Consider the following 19,490-nt stretch of genomic DNA (forward strand, 5'->3'; position numbering starts at 1 on the left):
CGTCAATCATGGGACGGGGTCAGCTCACCTGCGGTGAGCATGCGGATGGCGATGATCGTCTCCTGCAGATCGGTGAAGCTGCGGACGTTGCGGCCGGTGCGTTCGGCGGCGGTGTCGAGACGGTAGTACGCGGTGTTGACGTGGACGTGGAGGTGTTCGGCGGCGAGCTTCGCGTTGAGATCGCACGCCGCGTACTCGAGGAGGGTCGCGATGAGGACGCCGCCGGCGGCGAGGTCGTCCTCGACGAACCGGCGCAGTTCGGGGCGGATGAGGCGGTGGGCCACCTCGTCGTCGAGGGTGACGAGATAGTCCAGAGGGGTCAGCGCATTGAGCGACCTGACCCCGGGCGCACCGTCGAGGCTCTCCCGCGCGAGCACAGCCTCGCGGTAGGCCTCGGGCACCCGGTGCAGGCCTTCGTGGATGGTGGACGTGCCCACGCACAGGTCGGTGCCGTGGCGGGACAGTTCGCGGTGGACGCGTTCGAGATCGGCCAGGGTGGTCGAACCGTCGGAGGTGACCGGGGTGATGCCGACGATCTGATCCTGGAGGACCACGGCGATGCCGCGTCGACCGACGTCGAAGACGGAGCGCAGCGCCGAGATGACCTCGCGCATTCTCTGCTCGTCCGGCAGCGGAGTCTGCGCGGTGGCGGTGGCCACGAGCACGCGCGAATCCATCCCGAGGTCGGAGATCTCGGCGAGGTCCGCGCTGGGTCCCGGGGCCAGCCGGCGACCGGAGAGCAGGTCGTCGACGAGGTCGCGGCGGACTCGGTCGCCCTCGGCCATGTCGAGCTGCTGGGTCTCGAGGTAGGCGACGGCTCCCACGGAGCTGCCCACCTCGATGACGCTCATGACGTGGATGGCGATGTGCAGGGCCTCGTCGCGGGTCTCCTGCTCGGAATCCGAGGCCTCGACGATCGCTTCCCACAGGGTCTCCTGGCCGATCCGGAAGCCCGTGAGGAAGTCCGGCAGGGTCACCCCCTGTCGCAGTCGGCGTCTGGCCTGGGACGCGGTGATCGGGAAGTCCTCGGCAGTGGCGCGCCGACCCTCCTCCAGCGGGGTCAGGGCCGCTTCGAACACCGTCTCCGTATGCGCGGTGAGGTCGGAGGCGAGGTTCCTGTCGGGACTGTTCGCGTAGGCCGGCACCTCCCGCCAGGTGCGGCTGACCGACCGCTGCACCGTGGCCGGCAGCGATGCGCGGACACGGTCGACGATGCGGAGGACGAGTGGAGAGGCGACCATGCGTTCAGCATACGATCTGTTCTTGTTGTTCGGCCACAAGTGACGATCCGCGTTTCTGTTGCGCATCCTGTTGTCTGCGACACTCGTGGGCAGGAGCATGGGTGCTGTATAGCCGAACGGCGGGAGTCGTTCGGTGAGACTCGCAGACCGGAGCCTCCCTCGTCTCTGCTGTGGTGCGGCCACAGCCGGTGGTGGGATCGCCGCATCGGAGCGGAGAGGTCGGCCGAACGAGAGTCCTGAAGCACCAGCACCCCAGCCGGTCAAAGAAGAACGAAACAAGCCTGGAGGAAGCAATGACCAACCTCGCCGACAATCTCACCGTCACCGCGAGCAAGCACGGCGACCGACCTGCCGTCCGCCTCGGCGACACGGTCGTCACCTACAGTCAGCTGCAGGAGCGTGCCCAGCGGGTCGCGACCCTGCTCACTCAGAGGGGAGTCGGGCCCGGCGACCGCGTCGGTCTGGTGCTGCCCAATGTGCTCGAGTTCCCCGTCCTCTTCTACGGTGCGCTGTCCATCGGCGCCGTCGTCGTCCCGATGAACCCGCTGCTCAAGGGCCGGGAGGTCCAGTACTACCTCGAGGACTCCGGGGCATCCGTCGTCTTCGCGTGGAAGGACGTGGCGGCCGAGGCCGGGAAAGGCGCGATCGAGGTCGGCATCGAATGCATCACCGTCGACCCGGCGACCTTCACCGACGATCTGACCGCGTTCGAACCCACCACCGAAGTCGTGTCCCGGGCCGAGGACGACACCGTCGTGCTCCTCTACACCTCGGGCACCACCGGTCAGCCCAAGGGCGCCGAACTCACGCACTTCAACATGATCACGAACGCGGCCGTGACCGCCGAGACCCTCACCCACCTCACCGAGACCGATATGGTCATGGGCTGCCTGCCGCTGTTCCACTGCTTCGGCCTGACCTGCGGACTCAACGCCTCCGTGCTCAGCGGCTCGTGCCTGGCGCTCATCCCGCGCTTCGACCCGATCGAAGCCCTTGAAACCATCCAGGGTGCGCAGGTCGGCGTGTTCATCGGTGTGCCGACGATGTACGCTCGCATGCTGCATGCCGAAGGGCGCGAGAAGTTCGATGTCTCCAGTCTGCGCTCATGCATCTCCGGCGGTTCGGCGATGCCCGTCGAGGTGATGAAGAACTTCGAATCCGCCTTCGACTGCATCATCCTCGAAGGCTACGGCCTGTCCGAGACCTCACCCGTCGCCTCCTTCAACCAGCCCGGAATGGAACGCAGGGCCGGCACCATCGGCGTGCCCGTGCGTGGGGTCGAGATGAAGCTCGTCGACATCGACGGCAACGACTGCCCGACCGGCGAGGTCGGCGAGATCGCGATCAAGGGCGAGCCCGTGATGAAGGGCTACTGGGGTCGGCCCGAGGCGACGGAAGAGGCCGTCCGGGACGGCTGGTTCTTCTCCGGCGACCTCGCCCGACAGGATGAGGACGGCTACTTCGAGATCGTCGACCGGAAGAAGGACCTCATCATCCGCGGCGGCTACAACGTCTACCCGCGCGAGGTCGAAGAGGCGCTGTACGAACACGAAGCCGTCGCCGAGGCGGCCGTGATCGGCATCGCCAACGACGACCTCGGCGAGGAGATCGGTGCCGCCGTCGCACTCAAGGCCGGGTCGAGTGTCGACGCCGAGGCGCTGCGTGCCTTTGCGAAGGAACGGGTCGCCGCCTACAAGTACCCGCGCAATGTGTGGATCGTCGACGAGCTGCCCAAGGGGCCGACCGGCAAGATCCTGCGGCGCGAGATCTCGGCGCCGGAGGGCGTCTGAACCGAGAGCGTGAGCGTCGGCCGATGGCCTCGGGGTGACAGATGACGACGATTCACGTCGTCAGATGTCACCCCGAGGCCCTTTCGGTCCGAGGGGCTGTGACCATGGTGACAACCGGGAAGATCTCCAGGTGTTCCGAGCGTTGCACCGGTGAACTCGCGAAAGGATCCGCTCATGACCGTACCGGGGACCACCTCGGCGCCAGAGTCCCAGCAGCACTTCGTCCGCGTCTCCTACGACGACCCGCTCGGCGCTCCGCTGCTCGATGACCTCGAGCGCGAGTACGACGAGCGGTACGGAGACGTGCACGAACAGCCCGCGCGGACCGAGATCCTGCGCTACCCTCCCGAGGCGTTCGCGGCCCCCACCGGGGCATTCATCCTGCTGCTCGACGACGAGGAGCCGATCTCGGGCGGAGCATTCATGCGCTGCGACGAGTCCACTGCCGAGTTCAAACGGATCTGGACCCATGCCGACCATCGTGGTCGCGGACTCGCCGGTCGTGTGCTGGTCGAACTCGAGGACGAGGCCTGTCGCCTCGGCTACACGCGGGTGTATCTGACCACGGGACCCCGCCAGCCCGAAGCCGTGCGCCTCTACCTCAAGAACGGCTACACCCCGCTCTTCGACCCTGCTCTCGAAGCCGAGGAGATCGGCATCCACGGCTTTACGAAGGACCTCGACGGATCTGAGCCTCACCGATCCTGAACCCTGATCCAGGATGTGGAACGTCTGTATCGCAAGGTGGCGGCCGCCTCGGCGGGGTGGGTCCTAGAATCGAATGGGCCCGGCCGCAGACAGCGGCCCGGGACCGTGCGGCCTCCCGTTGGGAGGGCCCGCAAACCCCGATCTGAAAGGTGAGTGCGACGTGGCCGAGACCGTCCTGGACATCGCCGATGTGACGTTCCGACGTGGGCAGACGCAGATCCTGCACGGGATCGATCTGCGCATCGCCGCCGGCGAGCACTGGGTGCTCATCGGACCCAACGGGGCCGGAAAGTCGACGCTGCTCAGCTTCGCCTCGGCGCAGGTGTTCCCGACCTCGGGCACGGTCGACATCCTCGGACAGCGGATGGGCCGGGTCGAACTCGCCGCGCTGCGCCGCCTCATCGGGCACGTCAACCCGCGCCACCCGCTGCGCTCGAACCTCACCGTGACCGAGGTCGTCCTCACGGGGCTGACCGGCACCATCGAACGCCCGATGCGCTGGGAGCCGAGCACCGAGGACCTTGCGAAGGCCGAAGCTCGGATCGCCGAGGTGGGGCTGTCCGCCCGTGCCGACGCCGGATGGAAGGTGCTGTCCCAGGGGGAACGGGGCCGTGCCCTCGTCGCCCGGTCGCTCATCTGCGACCCACAGCTGCTGCTCTTCGACGAGCCGACGACCGGCCTCGACGTCGCCGCGCGCGAACATCTGCTTGAGACCATCGACGACCTCTCCGTGCGCTCGCCGGAACTGGCGACCGTGCTCGTGACCCACCATCTCGAGGAGATCCCCGAGACCACCTCGCATGCCACGCTCATCTCCGACGGACGACTGACCGCGGCGGGGCCCATCGCCGAGGTGCTCACCTCCGATCAGGTCTCTGCCGCCTTCGACCACCCGATCGAGGTCGGCTTCGCCGACCGTCGGTGGTCGGCGCGGGCTGTGCGTGGTGCTGGCTCCGTCACAGTGCAACGGTCGGCTGACGCCGCTGGGCAGACGCGACGGCGGGCTGGCGCCGCGGCGCCGCTGGTGACCTGCGGGCTGCGGGTCGACTGAGGCCGCCCTGACCGTCATTGCACGTGCACGCGCATGCTCCTAGGCTTGAAGCATGAAGATGAGTACCGCGTGGAGCATCATCGGCGCGATCGTCGCCATCATCATCGCGTGGTGGGTGGTCAACGTCGCGTTCTCGATCGCGTGGTTCCTCGTCAAGGCCATCATCACCGTCGTCGTGGCACTCGCCATCTTCGGCCTCATCAAGGCCTCACTGAAGTCCAAGGACGGCGACCGAACACGCTGACGCAGGCACCACCTGCGCCAGCTTCACCAGTACAGAGTTCGATTGATCAGAGATCGCCGAGTCCGGTGTTCGCCCCGCAGAGGACGACGCAGACCTTCTCTCCCTCGCTCGGCACGTAGGCTCCCTCACCATGGATCCCGGCCAATGCTGTGGCCGCAGCATGTTCGACGGCCAGCCGGTGCTGGTTCCACAGGTGCGCGCGGGCACCGATGATCGCTGCGTCGCTGACGAGCACCGAGGTGACCAGGTCCGACCCCGCCGCGTCCAGTGCCAGCGGGGTGGCCCTCCGCGCTCCCAGCGAATCCGAGGCCACCGAATCCACCGGCACGTCGACCGGCTCGCCTGCTTCGATCGCCGCGTTCAGCGCTCGACAGTTCTCCGGTTCCACCGCGATCGTCCGTACTCCATGGTGGGTCGCCGCCGTCGCGACACCGGCGAACAGCCCGCCCCCGCCGACCGACACGACGACAGTGTCGAGGTCGGGAACCTGGCGGAGGATCTCGGTGAACACCGTGCCGGCGCCTGCGGCGATGAGCGGATGATCGTAGGCATGCGAGGCCAGCGCCCCCGATGAGGCGACGAATTCCTGGCAGGCGGCGGCCGCCTCGGCGTATTCGCGACCGATCAGCCGCACCTCGGCGCCGTAGGAGCGCAGGCGGGCGACCTTGACCTCCGGCGCGGTCTCCGGGAGGAAGACGGTCGCGGGCACCCCGGCCTCGCGGGCGGCCCACGCGCAGGCCAGGCCCGCGTTCCCGCCCGAGGCGATGGTCACTCCCGCCTCGGGGAAGGTGCCCTCGGCCAGGTGGGTGCGGATGAAGTTCTGCGCACCGCGGGCCTTGAACGTGCCCGTGTACTGCATGAACTCGAGCGCGAAGTACAGCCCCGAGGCGGCCGGATCCGTCATCGGCGCGGCACTCCACGCGGCACCGGTGTCGGTCTCCGCGGCGGGCAGGTTCCCCGGCTGCGCCGAGGCGACCGCCACCGGGCGCACGCGTCCGGCGATCCGTGCGGCGGCCGCCTCGACGTCGGCGTACGTCAGTTCAGTCATCTCCTCAGCCTATGCGAGAGGTGCTGCACGGTGTCAGTCTCCGCGGCGGATTGTTCGGTCGATCCACCGTGGTCCGGGCGCCCAGAACGCGGTGGATCGACCAATATTTTGGGTACAAGGAGATGAGCTCGGGCGAGCAGGAGCTGAAAACAGTCCCGACGTGACTGTTCCTCTCGGGTGTCCATTGTGAAATACTGGACTAAGTCTGGTGAACTAAGTTCATTCGAGGAGGGGTATCCATGACCATCGTGAACATCCATGAGGCCAAGACCCAGCTGTCCCGACTGCTGGAACACGTCGCGGAGGGTGAGACGGTGACGATTGCGCGCGCGGGAAAGCCCGTGGCGAAGCTCGTTCGTTACGACGCGGACGACCGTGAACAGCGGTTGGGGTTCCTTGTCGGCCACGGGACCGTGCCCGATGACTTCGATGAGCTCGAAGCCGACCGAATCGCAGATCTGTTCGGAGCAGACGGTGCCGCTTCTGCTTGATACGCATCTGCTGCTCTGGGCGGCGTACGAACCCGAGAAACTGAGTGCGGAGGCGAATGAGCGCATCAGTGATGTGTCCACCAGCTTGATGTTCAGTGCTGCAAGCATCTGGGAAGTGTCGATCAAGTCGTCGCTGGCCCGCAGTGACTTCACGATCAATCCACGCATTCTCCGGCGGGGGCTTCTGGACAACGGATATCGAGAGCTGCCGATCACATCGACACACGCCATAGCCGTTAAGGACTTGCCGGCCATCCACCAGGATCCATTCGACAGAATCCTGGTAGCGCAGGCCCGGACCGAGGGGCTGGAGCTGCTGACTGCCGATTCGAAGGTCGTGGCGTACGGCGAGCCTGTTGTCGGAGTCGGGTGAGTCGACGAGGATCCACCCGCAGGAGACGGGCGGACTGTCTCAGTGATGCTTCGTGATGCCGAGGTCGACGCCCTTCGTCTCCTTGACGAGGCTGACCCCGATGAGCGAGATGATGCACACGATGATCATGTAGATCGCGATCGAGATCGACGAACCGGTCTCGGCCAGCAGCGACTCGGCGATCGTCGGGGCGAAGGCACCGCCGAGGATCGCACCGAGCGCATAGCCGATCGAGACTCCTGAGTAGCGGACCTGGGCGGGGAACATCTCCGCGTACATCGCCGACATCGGCCCGTAGGACAGGCCCATGCCGACGGTGAGCACGAAGATGCCGATGCCGTACATCCAGATGTTCGCCATATCGATCATGAGGAACGTCGGGATGAGCCACACGATGAGCAGGACGTAGCCGATCTGGAAGGTGCGCACGCGTCCGAGCCGGTCCGACAGCGCTCCGCCCCACATCGTGAAGATCAACCACCCGAAGCTCGCCAGCGTCGTCGCCAGCAGCACGGGTGCCCGGTCGAGGCCGACCGATCCGCCCTCGGCGAGCGGGCGGGAGGCATAGGCGGCGAAGAACGCGATGATCATGTAGCCGACCGCGTTGTTGCCGATGAAGATGACCGCGGAGAGGATGACCTCCTTCGTGTTCTTCCGAAACAGCGTGCCCAGCGGTGCGGAGGATTCGGCCCTGCGTTCGGCGAGCTCCGCGAAGACAGGGGACTCCTCGACCTGGCGGCGGATGTAATAGCCGATGAAGACGAGGACGACGGAGAGGAGGAACGGGATCCGCCAGCCGAAGCTCGCGAACTGCTCGGGGCTGAGCGTCGTGGTCAGAATCCAGATCACGCCAGTGGCGAGGATCATCCCGACCGGCACCCCGATCTGCGGGTAGGCCCCGAAGATGCCGCGCTTGGAGATCGGCGCGTGTTCGACCGACAGCAGAGCCGCCCCGCCCCATTCACCGCCGGCCGAGAAGCCCTGGAGGATCCGCAGCAGGGTGAGCAGGATCGGTGCACCGACGCCGATCGCGGCATAGGTCGGCAGCAGGCCGATGAGAGAGGTCGCGGCCCCCATGAGGATGAGCGTGAGCACGAGCATCTTCTTCCGCCCGATCCGATCGCCGAGGTGGCCCGCGATGATCGCGCCCAACGGCCGGAACAGGAAGGAGATCCCCAGAGAAGCCCAGGCCATGATCTGACCGAGTGCCGGATTGTCGGCGGCGAGCGGGCCGAAGTACTGCGTCGAGAGGACGAGGCCGGCGGCCTGGGCGTAGATGAAGAAGTCGTACCACTCGATGGTGGTCCCGACGAGGGTGCCGGCGAGGACCTTGCGCTCCTCGCGGGTGATCGAATGCGGTTCGGCCGGATTCGGTGTGGTGGGGTCTGATGCGGTGGCGGACATGAGTGGGTCTCCATTGACTCGTGATGTCGACAGACTCGTGATGTCGACGATGGCCGATCCCGCGCCGATGCGGAGTGCGGCCATATTGTGACTACTTGGTCAGTAATTCTAGTCGATCATAGATCAGGGATGTGCCGTGCGCCACTTGTTCTTCTGGTTCTTCGCGCCGGAGTCTCCGATGACAATTACCGACCGATTGGTTAGTATATTTTCAAGGAAGCGGCAGCGGTGCCGGAAGCGGTCGCCGTGAACCGGGAGACAGTGTTCGACCAGGAGAGCAAAGCATGACCGACATCCTCAGTTCCTATGTGGCTGGAGACTGGCACACGCCCGCTGCGGCCGAGTCCGCCCGTCCCGTCCGCGATGCCGGCACCGGTGAACTCCTCCACGAGGTCAGCTCCTCCGGCATCGACTTCGCCGCCGTCGCCGACCATGCGAAGACCACCGGCGTCACCGAACTGCAGAAGCTCACCTTCCACCAGCGCGGGGTGATACTGAAGAAGCTCGGCGGCTACCTCATGGAGCGCGCCAAGGGCTACCACGAGATCTCATTCACGACGGGCACCACGAAGCGCGACGCTTTCGTCGACATCGAAGGCGGCATCGGCACGCTCTTCACCTATTCCGGCGTCGCGCGTCGGCAGATGCCGAATTCGACGGTCCACCTCGACGGCGGAATCGAGCGTCTGTCGAAGAACGGCACCTTCGTCGGCCGCCACATCCTCACCTCCCGGCAGGGGCTGGCTTGCCAGATCAACGCCTTCAACTTCCCCGTCTGGGGCATGCTCGAGAAGTTCGCCCCGATGTTCGTCGCGGGAGTCCCCGTCGTCGTCAAACCCGCCACCGACACCGCTCACCTGACCCGCGCCGTGGTCGCGGACATGGTCGAATCCGGGCTGCTGCCCGACGGCGCCATCCAGCTCATCAGCGGCGACGTCACCCCGCTCTTCAATCACCTCGCCGAACAGGATGCGATCGCCTTCACCGGCTCCGCGGCCACCGCGCGTCGCCTCTCCGGGCTCGACTGTGTGACCGAGCGCGGCACCCGCTTCTTCGCCGAGGCGGACTCCCTGAACTTCTCCCTGCTCGGACCCGACGCCGGCCCCGGCTCTCAGGAATTCGACCTCTTCGTCGACGGGGTGGTGGCAGAGATGACCGTCAAGGCCGGACAGAAGTGCACCGCGATCCGGCGCACGATCGTCCCGCAGGCCCACGCCGAGGCGGTCGGCGAAGCCATCATCGCGAAGCTCTCCACCCAGGGCGTGGGCGACCCGCGCGAGAAGTCCACCCGCCTGGGCCCCGTGGTCTCCGACAAGCAGCGCAGCGACGTCCTCGACGCGGTCGATGAGATCCTCGCCGGGGGAGCGCATCTGCTCACCGGCGGTCGTGAGGAGTCCGACCGTCTGGCCGCCGAGCACGGCGGCGCATATGTCGCAGCGACGGTGCTCCAGGCCGACGACGCCTGGGTCGATGCCGTCCACGACATCGAAGCCTTCGGGCCCGTGACCTCGATCATCACCTATACCGACACCGAGGAGGCCGTCCGTCTGGCCGCCCGTGGCCGGGGCTCCCTGGTCGGGTCGGTCGTCACCCATGACTCCGAATTCGCCACCGAGTTCGTCCGCCGGGTCGCTCCCTGGCACGGGCGCATCCTCGTCCTCGACCGCGATGACGCCGAGGAGTCGACCGGTCACGGATCACCCCTGCCGAACCTCATCCACGGCGGTCCGGGTCGGGCCGGCGGCGGCGAGGAGATGGGCGGACTGCGCGGCGTCGAACACTTCATGCAGCGCACCGCGATCCAGGCCTCCCCGGACATGCTCACCGCGATCGGCGGGGAATGGGTGAACGGTTCGGAGCGCCACCTCGGCGATCATCCGTTCACGAAGTCGCTTGCCGGCCTGCGCATCGGCGATGCGCTCGAGTCCGAATGGCGCGAGGTCACTCTCGACGATATCGAGCACTTCGCGAACTTCACCGGCGACACCTTCTACGCTCACATGAACGAGGAGGCGGCTGCGGCGAATCCCTTCTTCCCGGGGCGCGTGGCGCATGGCTACCTCATCGTGTCCTTCGCCGCCGGGCTCTTCGTCCAGCCGGACCCGGGCCCGGTGCTCGCGAACTACGGCCTCGAAGGGCTGACCTTCATCACGCCCGTGTCCCCGGGGGATCGGCTCAAGGTCACGTTGACGGCGAAGCGCATCACCCCGCGCGAGACCGACGAATACGGCGAGGTCCGCTGGGACGCTCAGGTCGTCAATCAGAACGAGGAACCCGTCGCGAACTACGACGTGCTCACCCTCGTGGCCAAGGAGTACTGAGGGCCGGGTCGGCTGTCCCCGTCGAACAGGCGAGGGCAGCCGGTTGGGCGGTTTGGGATTCGCACGGAATGAGATTCAGGCAGGGACGCGAACGGTGAGCGCTGCCGGGCGGATCCGCACGGTCGCCGGTGTCTGTGCCACCGCATCGCCGTCAGCGACGATCTCCATCGGTTCCGTGGTGGCGATGTGGATCTCGCGGGCCCGGGTGAAGCGGATGTGCGGGTGGAGTCGACGTCCGGCCCCGACCATATAGGCCACGAGTTCCACAGCCAGGAGTGGGATGGCGGCGTCGGTGAAGAGCACCACGTCGATGAGGCCGTCGTCGATCTCGGCTGCCGGCGAGAGCCGCAGGCCGCCCCCGTACCGTCCGGAGTTCGCGAATCCGGCAGAGAACCCCCGGAAGTCGATGCGCTCGCCGTCGACGGTCAGCGCCAGCTCGATGCGGCGGGCGCGGACGATCGCACGGACCAGTCCGTACAGGTAGACCCAGTGGCCGCGGATCCGTTTGACCGAATCGGCGAAGACCTGGACCTGCGAGTCGAGGCCGAGACTGACGTTGCCGACGCAGACGCGCCCGTCGAGGTCGAGGACATCGATGGTGCGATTGCGGCCGGCGGCGATGAGACCGGCGGCGGCCGAGACATCCTTCGGGATGCCGAGCTTGCCGATGAAGTCGTTGCCGCGACCCCCTGGCACGATGCCCAGCACCGTATCCGTGCCGACGAGGCCCGCCGCGACGGACCGGACCATGCCGTCCCCACCGAGCGAGAGGACGATCGGCGCTCCCTGCTCGGCGAATCCTGCGGCGAGCTGCGTCGCATGCTCTTCGCTCGTGCTCTCGACGAGTTCGGCAGTGAAGCCGTCTGCGGCCAGGACCTTCGTCAGCGGTGCGATCCGCTTCCGGACTGCGCCGTTGCGGGCGGAGGGATTGAGGATGACAGGGACGGTCGCCTGTTCGGTCGCCGGACTCATAGTGCCCTCGGTCCGTTCATGAGCTTGCCGGGATTCATGATCCCCGCCGGGTCGACCTCGGCCTTGGCTGCGCGCAGCATTGTCAGCCACAGCTCACCGGTCTCGTCAGACAGCCAGGGAGCATGGTCCGCGCCGGTGCCGTGATGGTGGGTGATCGTTCCGCCGCCTGCGACGATGGCCTCGCTCGCCGCCGTCTTCAACGCCTTCCACTGCTCGAGCTCCGTGCCTTCTTCCTGCCGGGCGAAGACCGTGTAGTAGAGCGAGCAGCCCGAGGAGTAGAGGTGAGAGATGTGGCAGAGGACGAAGGCCGGAGTGCCGCGGGCAGCCATTGTCGCTTCGATCTGCGATCCGATCTCTGCGTGGAGGTCTTCGATCATGCTCCACGGCGCCGCCGTCTCCATCGTGTCGACGACGATGCCCTCGGTCAGCAGCTGATCGCGCAGATAGGGGGTCGAGAAGCGGTGCTTCTCCCACTGCGTCTCTGGGGTGCCGCCGATGGTCACCCCTTTGTGTCGTCGGGCGATCGTGCGGCCTTCGGCACGCCGCGATCGTGCCTCGGGCCTGCGACCGTCGAAGCGGAGCACCATCAGGCACGGCGTCGTGACGCCGCGCGCATTGAGATACGCCTGCAGCCCCTTGCGCTGGAGGTCGCTGCCGAGCTGTGCGAGACCGAACGCCGTCTCGTTGACGTCGGAGAGCCTCGCGATGTCGGGACGCAGTCCGCTCTGCTCCATCTCCCGCAGAGCGGTCGCGCCCGAATGGAAATCGGGGAAGAACCAGGCGTCGGGCAGCGTGGCCTCGGGGAGGCGTGTGATGCTCAGGGTGGCCTGCGTGATGATGCCCAGCGTTCCCTCAGAGCCGACGAGGACCTGCCGCGGGTTCGGTCCGGCCGCCGAGGCCGGGGTCGAGCGCAGTTCGATCGGTCCGCTCGGCGTCGAGGCGCGCAGACCGAGCACGTTCGCGTCGATGCGGCCGTACCCGGTGGACTGCTGACCGGCCGAGCGTGTGGCGACCCAACCGCCGACCGTGCTGAATTCGAAGGACTGAGGAAAGTGGCCGAGGGTGAACCCTTCGGCCTGCAGCCTCTCCTCGAGGTCGGGGCCGAAGACCCCGGCTTGGACGGTTGCCGTCAGGGACTCCTCGTCGATGTCGATGACCTCGCCGAGGCGGGCGAGACTGATGCACACGCAGCTGTGGAAGTCCGGCCGGAAGGCGTCGATGCCTCCGACGACGCTCGTTCCACCGCCGAACGGGACGACGGCGATGCGCTCGTCGGAGCAGATTCTCAGCAGCTCGTCGACCTCGGTGTCCGAAGCGGGGTATAGCACCGCGTCGGGCGCGAACGGCAGACGACCGCCGCGCAGTCGGATGAGGTCGGGGACACTGCGCCCTGCTGCGTGGGAGACGCGAGTGGCATGATCATCGCGGATGTACTCGTCACCCAGCACGGCCTCGAAGCGGGTCCGGGCGCCCGCCGGGAGTGTGGACTTCGGCAGGTCGACGTTCTCGAGGTCGGCGGGTGGGCGGTGGACGCCCTTCGGCCAGCCGCACACCTTCGTGAGCATCGTCTTCGCGCCAGGTTTGACTGGGCCGTCGTGGCCGTCCTCACCCCAGCCCCACCAGCGCATCCGTGGTTGTGTGGTGTCCATGCTGGTCATCCTTCTTCCTTGAGGGTGTCGGCGTCCTTGAGGGTGCCGGTCAGTTCGGGAGCCAGGGTGCGCACCGCCGCTGCGAAGTCCTCCCGGTCGGCATCGACGAGACCCCAGCGGGTCCGCCGGTCGATGACATCGTCTACGGTGACGGCGAGTTCGTGCTCGACGGCGAAGCGCACCTCGGCGCCGGTGAAGGGGATCCCCTCGGCTACCGGTTGTCCGAGTGCGGGATCGTCGGCGGCATAGGCGGCGACCACCTCGGCGTCGGTGCCATAGCGGGCGACGAGGCGCTCGGAGGTCCCGGGTGCCGGGGGACCGATGCCGGTCAGGCCCAGCGTGGCGGTGCGGCACGGTCCGGCCGTGAGCCCGCCCGCCTCGACGGCGGCATCGACCGCATCCTCGGCCATGCGCCGGTAGCCGGTGAGCTTGCCGCCGACGATGGTGACGACATCGGTGCGAGTATCCCGGAGCAGCGCGTGCTTGCGGGAGAGGTCGGCACTGGACTCGCCCTTGCTCTTGAGCAGCGGCCGGAAACCGGCGTAGCTGCCGACGACATCCTCGGGGGTCAGCGGATCCTCCAGTACCGCATTGACGGTGTCGAGCAGGAACGTGGTCTCATCGCCGTCGGGGCGCGCCCGCTCGGGGATGGGTCCGTTGTGCGGATCGTCGGTGAGCCCGATCATCACGAGGCCGTCGTGCCACGGCACGGCGAAGACGAAGCGGCCGAAGTGACCGGGCACCGGTGCGGTGACGGCGGCCGTCGGATTGCCGAGGCGCTTGGCTCTCACGAGCAGATGTGAGCCCTTGCTCGGGGCGAGTTCGACATCGTCGGAGAGGGCGTCGGCCCAGACCCCGGCGGCGTTGATGATCTGCTTCGTGCGGATCGTGTGCTCTTCTCCGCTGAGGCGGTCGGTGATGTGGACTCGGCCGGGTTCGACCTCGGTGGCGGTGGCGTAGGTGATGATGCGGGCACCGGCGGCGGCGGCCGTGCGGGCGATCGTCAGCACCAGCCTGGCATCGTCGATGAGCTGCCCGTCCCAGCTGAGCAGGCCGCCACGCAGCCCGTTCGTGGTGGTGGCGGGAGCCAGGCGGGCGATGGCCTTGGCGGAGACGCGCTTAGGGTGTGGGAGGACCGACTTCGGGGTTCGTGCCAGCATCCTCAGCACATCACCGGCGACGAAGCCGGCCCCGGTCGTCACGGCGTCCTTGCGGCTGCTGCCGGCGTGCAGGGGGAAGAGCATCGGGACGGGGCGGATGAGATGCGGGGCGATCTGCGTCATCAGCCGACCGCGTTCGACCGCGGACTCCCAGGCGATGGGGAAGTCGAGCTTCGCGAGGTAGCGCAGCCCGCCGTGGGCGAGTTTCGAACTCCAGCTGCTCGTGCCCGAAGCGAGGTCAACGCGTTCGATGAGCACGGTGTTCAACCCACGGCTCGCCGCGTCGAGAGCCACGCCGACGCCGGTGAAGCCGCCGCCGATGACGACGATGTCGACCGTGTCGTCCGCCGCTGCGTCGGCGAGGTCCTGGGTGCGCTGTGCCGCATTGAGCGCGGCATCCCCTGAGGGAGTGGAAGTCATACTCGACCTTTCTGGTACTAAGTCGTGCCAGTTTGCAATCCAGAGGGGATGTTGTCAAGATCACAGTGTGAGTGATGTCGGACGTCCCTATGCCGGTGCCAGCCGCGAGCAACGCCAAAATGCCCGCCGTGAGCAGGTCATCGCCGCTGGGATCTCGCTCTTCGGCACCGAGGGCTACCGGGCCGCCACAGTCGGAGGCATCTGCCAGGCGGCCGGACTGAACAAGCGCTACTTCTACGAATCATTCAGCGCGCTGGAGGACCTTCTGTGCGCGGTCTACGAACGTGTGGTCGCCGACCTCCGGGCCGCAGTGCTCGCCGCCGACGGCGAGACCGCGCCCGAGGTGCTGCGCGGCTTCATCTCGGCCTTCCTCGCCTGGGCGCAGAGCCATCCAGTCGAGGCGAAGGTCCACCTCTTCGAAGTCCTCGGGGTGAGTCCACGAGTGGACGAACTCTATCGCCGGCACGCGCGCTCGATCGGTGACGAACTCGTCGACCGGCTGGCAACGTCGGTCAACGGGCCGGAGCTGACCGCGGAACGGAAGCGCATCCTCGGCGATGTGCTCGTTGGTGCGGGACTCCAGCTCGTCGTCGACTGGGTGATCAGCGGCTATCAGCCCCCGCGTGAAGAGTTTCTGACCGAGATGGACGAGACGCTGAACTGGATCGTGGCCGCCGTGATGTCGGCCCTCGGGTTCGGCCTCGGGTGAGTTCGGTTGCGTCAGGGCCGTGCGGTTCCGGATTCCTGAGCGAATTGATTTCATGAGATATCTAGGGGTGGTGCGTGATGACTGATGTGCTGATTCGGAATCTGTCAGCGGAGACCTTATCGAGAGTGGATGCCCTCGCAAGCCGAGCGGGCCTGTCCCGCGCGGAATACCTGCGCCGGACAATTGATCGAGAGGCCTCTCGATCGGATGCGCGTGCGACGATTGAGGATCTTCGCAAATTCGACCTGCTGGGCGATGGCGAGCATATGGCGGGGGCATGGGAGTGACCGCCGCATCCTGGCTCATCGACAAATCTGCATTGGTGCGGATCGCTCGGAGCCAGTCGGCAGAGACATGGCTTGATCGCATCAACAGAGGTCTCGTTCATATCTCGGTGGCCACTCTGCTCGAAGTCGGCTATTCAGCGATGAGTCCGGCGGATTGGTCCGTCAAGGTCGAGGAGCCGCCGATCGCGTTGATGCCATTGGCCGGAATCACTCCCGCGGTTGAGCGCCGGGCTGTCGAAGTGCAGGGAATTCTCGCTGGACGAGGACATCACAGGGCGCCGTCGGTTCCTGACCTGCTCATTGCGGCCATCGGCGAGGTGCATGGATTGGTTGTCCTGCATCAGGACGAAGACTTCGACCTGATCGCCGAGATCACAGGACAGCCGTTGGCGCGTATCGACTGACGGCTACGTGAACTCGCATCCCGAAGTCCGGGTCTCAACGCCTCTGCGTCCCTATTTCTCGAGGCCATGGAAGGCCATCGAGGTGACCGCCTCGGCGATGACACCGGGGGCGACGGGATAGCTCGGGCGATACCACTCGGTGATCGAGTTGACCATCCCGAAGAGCAGGCGGGTGACCAGGCCCGGGGTGAAGTCCGCACGCAGGCCGCCTTCGGCGATGGCCGCCTCGACGAGAGCGCGGATCTTCGCGTCGATGCGGCGCCGGGCCTCGATGGCCTCACGCTCGACGGCCGAGTTCCCGCGCACCCGCAGCAGCAGGGTCACGGAATGGTGGTACTCGATGAGGATGACGACGCTGGCGTGCACGGCCAGGCGCAGGCGCTCGAGCGCGCCCATCCCCGCACGCTGGCTCTCGATCTCGACGGCAGAGTCGAGGGCATCGATGCCGCGGTTGATCGCCAACCGCAGCAGCTCCTCCTTCGACTTCACGTGGTGGTAGATCGCGGACTTCGTGATGCCCAGCTCGCGGGCGACGGTGTCCATCGAGGTGCCGTCGTAGCCGCGCGCGACGAACACCTCGGTCGCCTTGTTGATGAGTGTCTCCCGGTCGTAGCCGGGACGCCCACGACGGGAGCGTTTGGGGGCGGTCGCCTCGGCGAAGGTCGGCTCGGGTGTGGACGATTCGGGCATGCGCATCAGTCTAATCGGCCACCTCGGCGAGCGCCGTGATGCGGGTCACGGGTGCGACGGCCGGCACTCCCACCTCGGCGATCATCCTCATCGGTCTCAGCGGACGCCTTCGCGGCGGTCGATGATGCGTTTGAGCTTGCCGACCGAGCGCGGCAGGTCGCCGGGCATCTTGATGTCGACGGTGCACGAGACGCCCAGGCGCTCCTTGACGCGCGCGGCCACCAGGCGGTCGAGTCCCTCGAGTTCGACGGCGCCGATGCCCTCGCGGGATTCGACCTCGATGGTCATCTCGTCCATCCGGCCCGGGCGGGTGAGCACGAGCTGGAAGTGCGGGCTGAGCCCGGTGAACTCGAAGAGCACGGACTCGACGTTGGCGGGGTAGACGTTGACGCCGCGGATGATCATGAGGTCATCGGAGCGTCCGGTGATGCGCGAGATGCGGCGGAAGTTCGGGCGCGCGGTGCCCGGCAGCAGCGTCGCGAGATCGTGCGTGCGGTAGCGGATGATCGGCAGCGCCTCCTTCGTCAGGGAGGTGAAGACGAGTTCGCCCTCTTCGCCGTCGGGCAGCACCTCGCCGGTGAAGGGGTCGACGATCTCCGGGTAGAAGTGGTCCTCCCAGATCGTCGGTCCGTCCTTCGTCTCGGCGGACTCGCAGGCGACACCGGGTCCCATGACCTCGGAGAGGCCGTAGATGTCGACGGCGTTGATGTTGAAGGACTGCTCGATCTCCTTGCGCATCTCATCCGTCCACGGCTCGGCACCGCAGATCGCGGTCTTCAGGCTCGTGGTCGTCGGATCGATGCCCTGCTTGCGGAATTCGTCGAGGATCGTGAGCAGGTACGTCGGGGTGGCGGTGATGAGATCGGGCTTGAAGTCCTGGATCAGCTGCACCTGCCGAGGGGTCTGACCACCGGAGATCGGCACGACGGTGAACCCGTGCCGTTCGGCACCATGCACCCCGAGACCGCCGGTGAACAGGCCGTACCCGTAGGCGTTGTGCATCATCTGCCCGCGCTTTCCCCCGGCGACGAGGATGGAGCGGGCAATGAGGCCGCCCCACCGATCGAGGTCGCCCGTCGTGTACCCGACGACCGTCGGCAGTCCCGTCGTGCCGGAGGACGCGTGGATGCGTGCGACCTGCTCCTGCGGGACCGCGAAGAGCCCGAACGGGTAGTTGTCGCGCAGATCCTGTTTGTTCGTGAACGGCAGCTTCGCGATGTCGTCGAGACTCGTGACATCGGCCGGGGTGACGTCGAGGTCGTCGAAGGCCTTCCGGTAGAACGGCACGTTCTCGTACACGGAGGTCACCGTGGCCTTGAGGTTCTTCAGCTGATCGGCGCGCAGCTCGTCCAGGCTCATCCGTTCGCCGGCGTCGAGGTCGGTGTCAGTCATTGTCGTCTCCTTGCGCAATTCTTCTTCGAGTCGGATCCGCAAGGTGCTGTGGATCCGATGACCGCCGAGGTGGGGCTCCGTTGCCGGTGCTGGTTCGTCAGCGGGTGGCTGGGGTGGGGTGGCGCGTGGGGTGCGTGGTCACGCGCAGGTCGGGGTGCGTGCCAGGTTGGGTTGGGTGGCTGGTTGGGTCACTTGCGGGGTGGGAGGGTGCGGGAGCGGCCGCGGTAGGTCGCGATGATCTCATCGCCGCGGGTGACGGTGACGTCGTAGATGCCCGAGCGTCCCTGCTTGATGACCTCGTGTCCGCGGGCGACGAGTTCGTCGCCGAGGTGGGTGGGCTTGAGGAAGTCGATGTCTCCGCCCGAGGCGACCGTGATCGATCCGGGATAGTTGCAGGCCATTGCGAAGGTCGTGTCGGCGAAGAGGAAGATGTAGCCGCCGTGGGTGATGTCATGGCCGTTGGTCATGATCTCGGAGACCCGCATCGAGCACTGCGCCCACCCGGGGCCGTGGTCATCGACGGTGATGCCCAGGTGCTGGGAGGCGCGATCATTGGCGAACATCGCAGCCGCGCCAGTGAGTTGGTCGGCGGCGGTCGGGTTTGCGTTCGCCTCCGAGGTCGGGTTCGATTCGGCCGGGTTCGCGTCCGCAGGCTTTGCGCCCGCCGCCGAGGTCGTCGTGGTGTCGTGGGTGGGCTGTCCCATAGTCGGCTCCTCCTCGAGTCGCTGTGTGCGTGAGTCTCTGCTCGTGTTGGGCGGGCGGTTCCACGGTAGGCGATCCGGATCCTTGTGGGCGGCGACCGAGACGCGTGGACGACGGCGGACGATCCCCGGCGATCCCTCTGGTGGAGGGTGCCAGCGAATAAACGACCATCTGGTCAATAAATATCGTTGTGATCGGCGTCTCTGTCAAGTTCCGGCGAGCATGGTTCCGGCGATCGCGCACGGATCGTCAAGCGGGAGTGGTTCAGTACGGCCCCAGGTGCCGAAACAACGCCGCAGCGCCGAGACCACGGTGCGTGCGCAGTGTTCTCGGCGCTCCACCGTTGTTTCGGCGAGAAGGTGGCGGGGGAGTGTGGTGTTCGCGCGACTTTCCGGGTGCTGCATTGCACCCGGGGCGGGGGTGTGCGACACTGG

19 protein-coding genes are annotated in these 19,490 nt (G+C 66.8%); 10 read left to right on the forward strand and 9 right to left on the reverse strand.

Features of this window, described 5'->3' with window-relative positions; genetic code table 11:
• Nucleotides 1–2 precede the first annotated feature (2 nt).
• Nucleotides 3–1,241 (reverse strand): PucR family transcriptional regulator, encoded by a 1,239-nt coding sequence (locus GUY23_RS00800; RefSeq protein WP_166968833.1) that lies wholly within the window; start codon nucleotides 1,239–1,241, stop codon nucleotides 3–5.
• A gap of 293 nt (nucleotides 1,242–1,534) precedes the next feature.
• Here GUY23_RS00800 and GUY23_RS00805 point away from each other — a divergent pair, with 293 nt between their 5' ends.
• The 4 genes from GUY23_RS00805 to GUY23_RS00820 all read left to right on the forward strand — a co-directional run bounded on the left by GUY23_RS00805 (nucleotide 1,535) and on the right by GUY23_RS00820 (nucleotide 5,034).
• Complete coding sequence (locus GUY23_RS00805; protein ID WP_166968835.1) at nucleotides 1,535–3,031, forward strand: long-chain-fatty-acid--CoA ligase; 1,497 nt, start codon at nucleotides 1,535–1,537, stop codon at nucleotides 3,029–3,031.
• 174 nt (nucleotides 3,032–3,205) lie between these two features.
• Entirely contained in the window at nucleotides 3,206–3,739 is a 534-nt protein-coding gene (locus GUY23_RS00810) for a GNAT family N-acetyltransferase (protein ID WP_166968837.1), read from the forward strand.
• Between the two features lie 160 nt (nucleotides 3,740–3,899).
• Nucleotides 3,900–4,790, forward strand: a complete 891-nt coding sequence (locus tag GUY23_RS00815; protein ID WP_228282621.1) for an ABC transporter ATP-binding protein — start codon at nucleotides 3,900–3,902, stop codon at nucleotides 4,788–4,790.
• A gap of 52 nt (nucleotides 4,791–4,842) precedes the next feature.
• A complete protein-coding gene (locus GUY23_RS00820; protein WP_166968841.1) occupies nucleotides 4,843–5,034 on the forward strand; it encodes a hypothetical protein in 192 nt (63 codons plus the stop codon).
• A gap of 46 nt (nucleotides 5,035–5,080) precedes the next feature.
• Here the strand turns inward: GUY23_RS00820 and GUY23_RS00825 are convergent, their stop codons facing one another.
• Nucleotides 5,081–6,082 (reverse strand): threonine/serine dehydratase, encoded by a 1,002-nt coding sequence (locus GUY23_RS00825; RefSeq protein ID WP_166968843.1) that lies wholly within the window; start codon nucleotides 6,080–6,082, stop codon nucleotides 5,081–5,083.
• Nucleotides 6,083–6,321: 239 nt separating this feature from the next.
• On the opposite strand from GUY23_RS00825, the gene GUY23_RS00830 reads away from it, so the two are divergent.
• Complete coding sequence (locus GUY23_RS00830) at nucleotides 6,322–6,573, forward strand: type II toxin-antitoxin system Phd/YefM family antitoxin (protein ID WP_166968845.1); 252 nt, start codon at nucleotides 6,322–6,324, stop codon at nucleotides 6,571–6,573.
• A complete protein-coding gene (locus GUY23_RS00835) occupies nucleotides 6,512–6,946 on the forward strand; it encodes a type II toxin-antitoxin system VapC family toxin (protein WP_228282623.1) in 435 nt (144 codons plus the stop codon). The genes GUY23_RS00830 and GUY23_RS00835 overlap by 62 nt, the downstream gene beginning before the upstream one ends.
• A gap of 39 nt (nucleotides 6,947–6,985) precedes the next feature.
• On the opposite strand, the gene GUY23_RS00840 is transcribed toward GUY23_RS00835, so the two are convergent.
• Nucleotides 6,986–8,350: an MFS transporter gene (locus GUY23_RS00840; protein WP_166975396.1), complete on the reverse strand. Its 1,365-nt coding sequence runs from the start codon at nucleotides 8,348–8,350 to the stop codon at nucleotides 6,986–6,988.
• Between the two features lie 284 nt (nucleotides 8,351–8,634).
• On the opposite strand from GUY23_RS00840, the gene paaZ reads away from it, so the two are divergent.
• Complete coding sequence (gene paaZ / locus GUY23_RS00845; protein WP_166968847.1) at nucleotides 8,635–10,671, forward strand: phenylacetic acid degradation bifunctional protein PaaZ; 2,037 nt, start codon at nucleotides 8,635–8,637, stop codon at nucleotides 10,669–10,671.
• A 75-nt stretch (nucleotides 10,672–10,746) separates the two neighbouring features.
• On the opposite strand, the gene GUY23_RS00850 is transcribed toward paaZ, so the two are convergent.
• From GUY23_RS00850 to GUY23_RS00860, 3 genes are read right to left on the reverse strand one after another with little or no spacing between them, the layout of a single operon-like run.
• Complete coding sequence (locus GUY23_RS00850; RefSeq protein WP_166968849.1) at nucleotides 10,747–11,643, reverse strand: diacylglycerol/lipid kinase family protein; 897 nt, start codon at nucleotides 11,641–11,643, stop codon at nucleotides 10,747–10,749.
• Entirely contained in the window at nucleotides 11,640–13,292 is a 1,653-nt protein-coding gene (locus GUY23_RS00855) for an FAD-binding oxidoreductase (protein ID WP_166968851.1), read from the reverse strand. The genes GUY23_RS00850 and GUY23_RS00855 overlap by 4 nt, the downstream gene beginning before the upstream one ends.
• Nucleotides 13,293–13,297: 5 nt before the next feature.
• Entirely contained in the window at nucleotides 13,298–14,872 is a 1,575-nt protein-coding gene (locus tag GUY23_RS00860; protein WP_166968853.1) for a glycerol-3-phosphate dehydrogenase/oxidase, read from the reverse strand.
• 67 nt (nucleotides 14,873–14,939) lie between these two features.
• Between GUY23_RS00860 and GUY23_RS00865 the strand changes: the two genes are divergently transcribed.
• From GUY23_RS00865 to GUY23_RS00875, 3 genes are all read left to right on the forward strand, one after another.
• Nucleotides 14,940–15,581, forward strand: a complete 642-nt coding sequence (locus tag GUY23_RS00865) for a TetR/AcrR family transcriptional regulator (RefSeq protein ID WP_166968855.1) — start codon at nucleotides 14,940–14,942, stop codon at nucleotides 15,579–15,581.
• Nucleotides 15,582–15,658: 77 nt separating this feature from the next.
• Complete coding sequence (vapB, locus tag GUY23_RS00870; RefSeq protein WP_166968857.1) at nucleotides 15,659–15,868, forward strand: type II toxin-antitoxin system VapB family antitoxin; 210 nt, start codon at nucleotides 15,659–15,661, stop codon at nucleotides 15,866–15,868.
• Entirely contained in the window at nucleotides 15,859–16,272 is a 414-nt protein-coding gene (locus GUY23_RS00875) for a PIN domain nuclease (RefSeq protein ID WP_166968859.1), read from the forward strand. The genes vapB and GUY23_RS00875 overlap by 10 nt, the downstream gene beginning before the upstream one ends.
• Nucleotides 16,273–16,323: 51 nt before the next feature.
• On the opposite strand, the gene GUY23_RS00880 is transcribed toward GUY23_RS00875, so the two are convergent.
• The 3 genes from GUY23_RS00880 to paaI form a co-directional block, all read right to left on the reverse strand.
• Complete coding sequence (locus tag GUY23_RS00880) at nucleotides 16,324–16,962, reverse strand: TetR/AcrR family transcriptional regulator (protein WP_166968861.1); 639 nt, start codon at nucleotides 16,960–16,962, stop codon at nucleotides 16,324–16,326.
• A gap of 96 nt (nucleotides 16,963–17,058) precedes the next feature.
• Complete coding sequence (paaK, locus tag GUY23_RS00885; protein ID WP_166968865.1) at nucleotides 17,059–18,354, reverse strand: phenylacetate--CoA ligase PaaK; 1,296 nt, start codon at nucleotides 18,352–18,354, stop codon at nucleotides 17,059–17,061.
• Nucleotides 18,355–18,542: 188 nt separating this feature from the next.
• Complete coding sequence (gene paaI, locus GUY23_RS00890; RefSeq protein WP_166968867.1) at nucleotides 18,543–19,058, reverse strand: hydroxyphenylacetyl-CoA thioesterase PaaI; 516 nt, start codon at nucleotides 19,056–19,058, stop codon at nucleotides 18,543–18,545.
• Nucleotides 19,059–19,490 lie beyond the last annotated feature (432 nt).

Origin of the sequence: Brevibacterium atlanticum (genome assembly GCF_011617245.1) — a bacterium.
Taxonomy (GTDB): Bacteria; Actinomycetota; Actinomycetes; order Actinomycetales; family Brevibacteriaceae; genus Brevibacterium; species Brevibacterium atlanticum.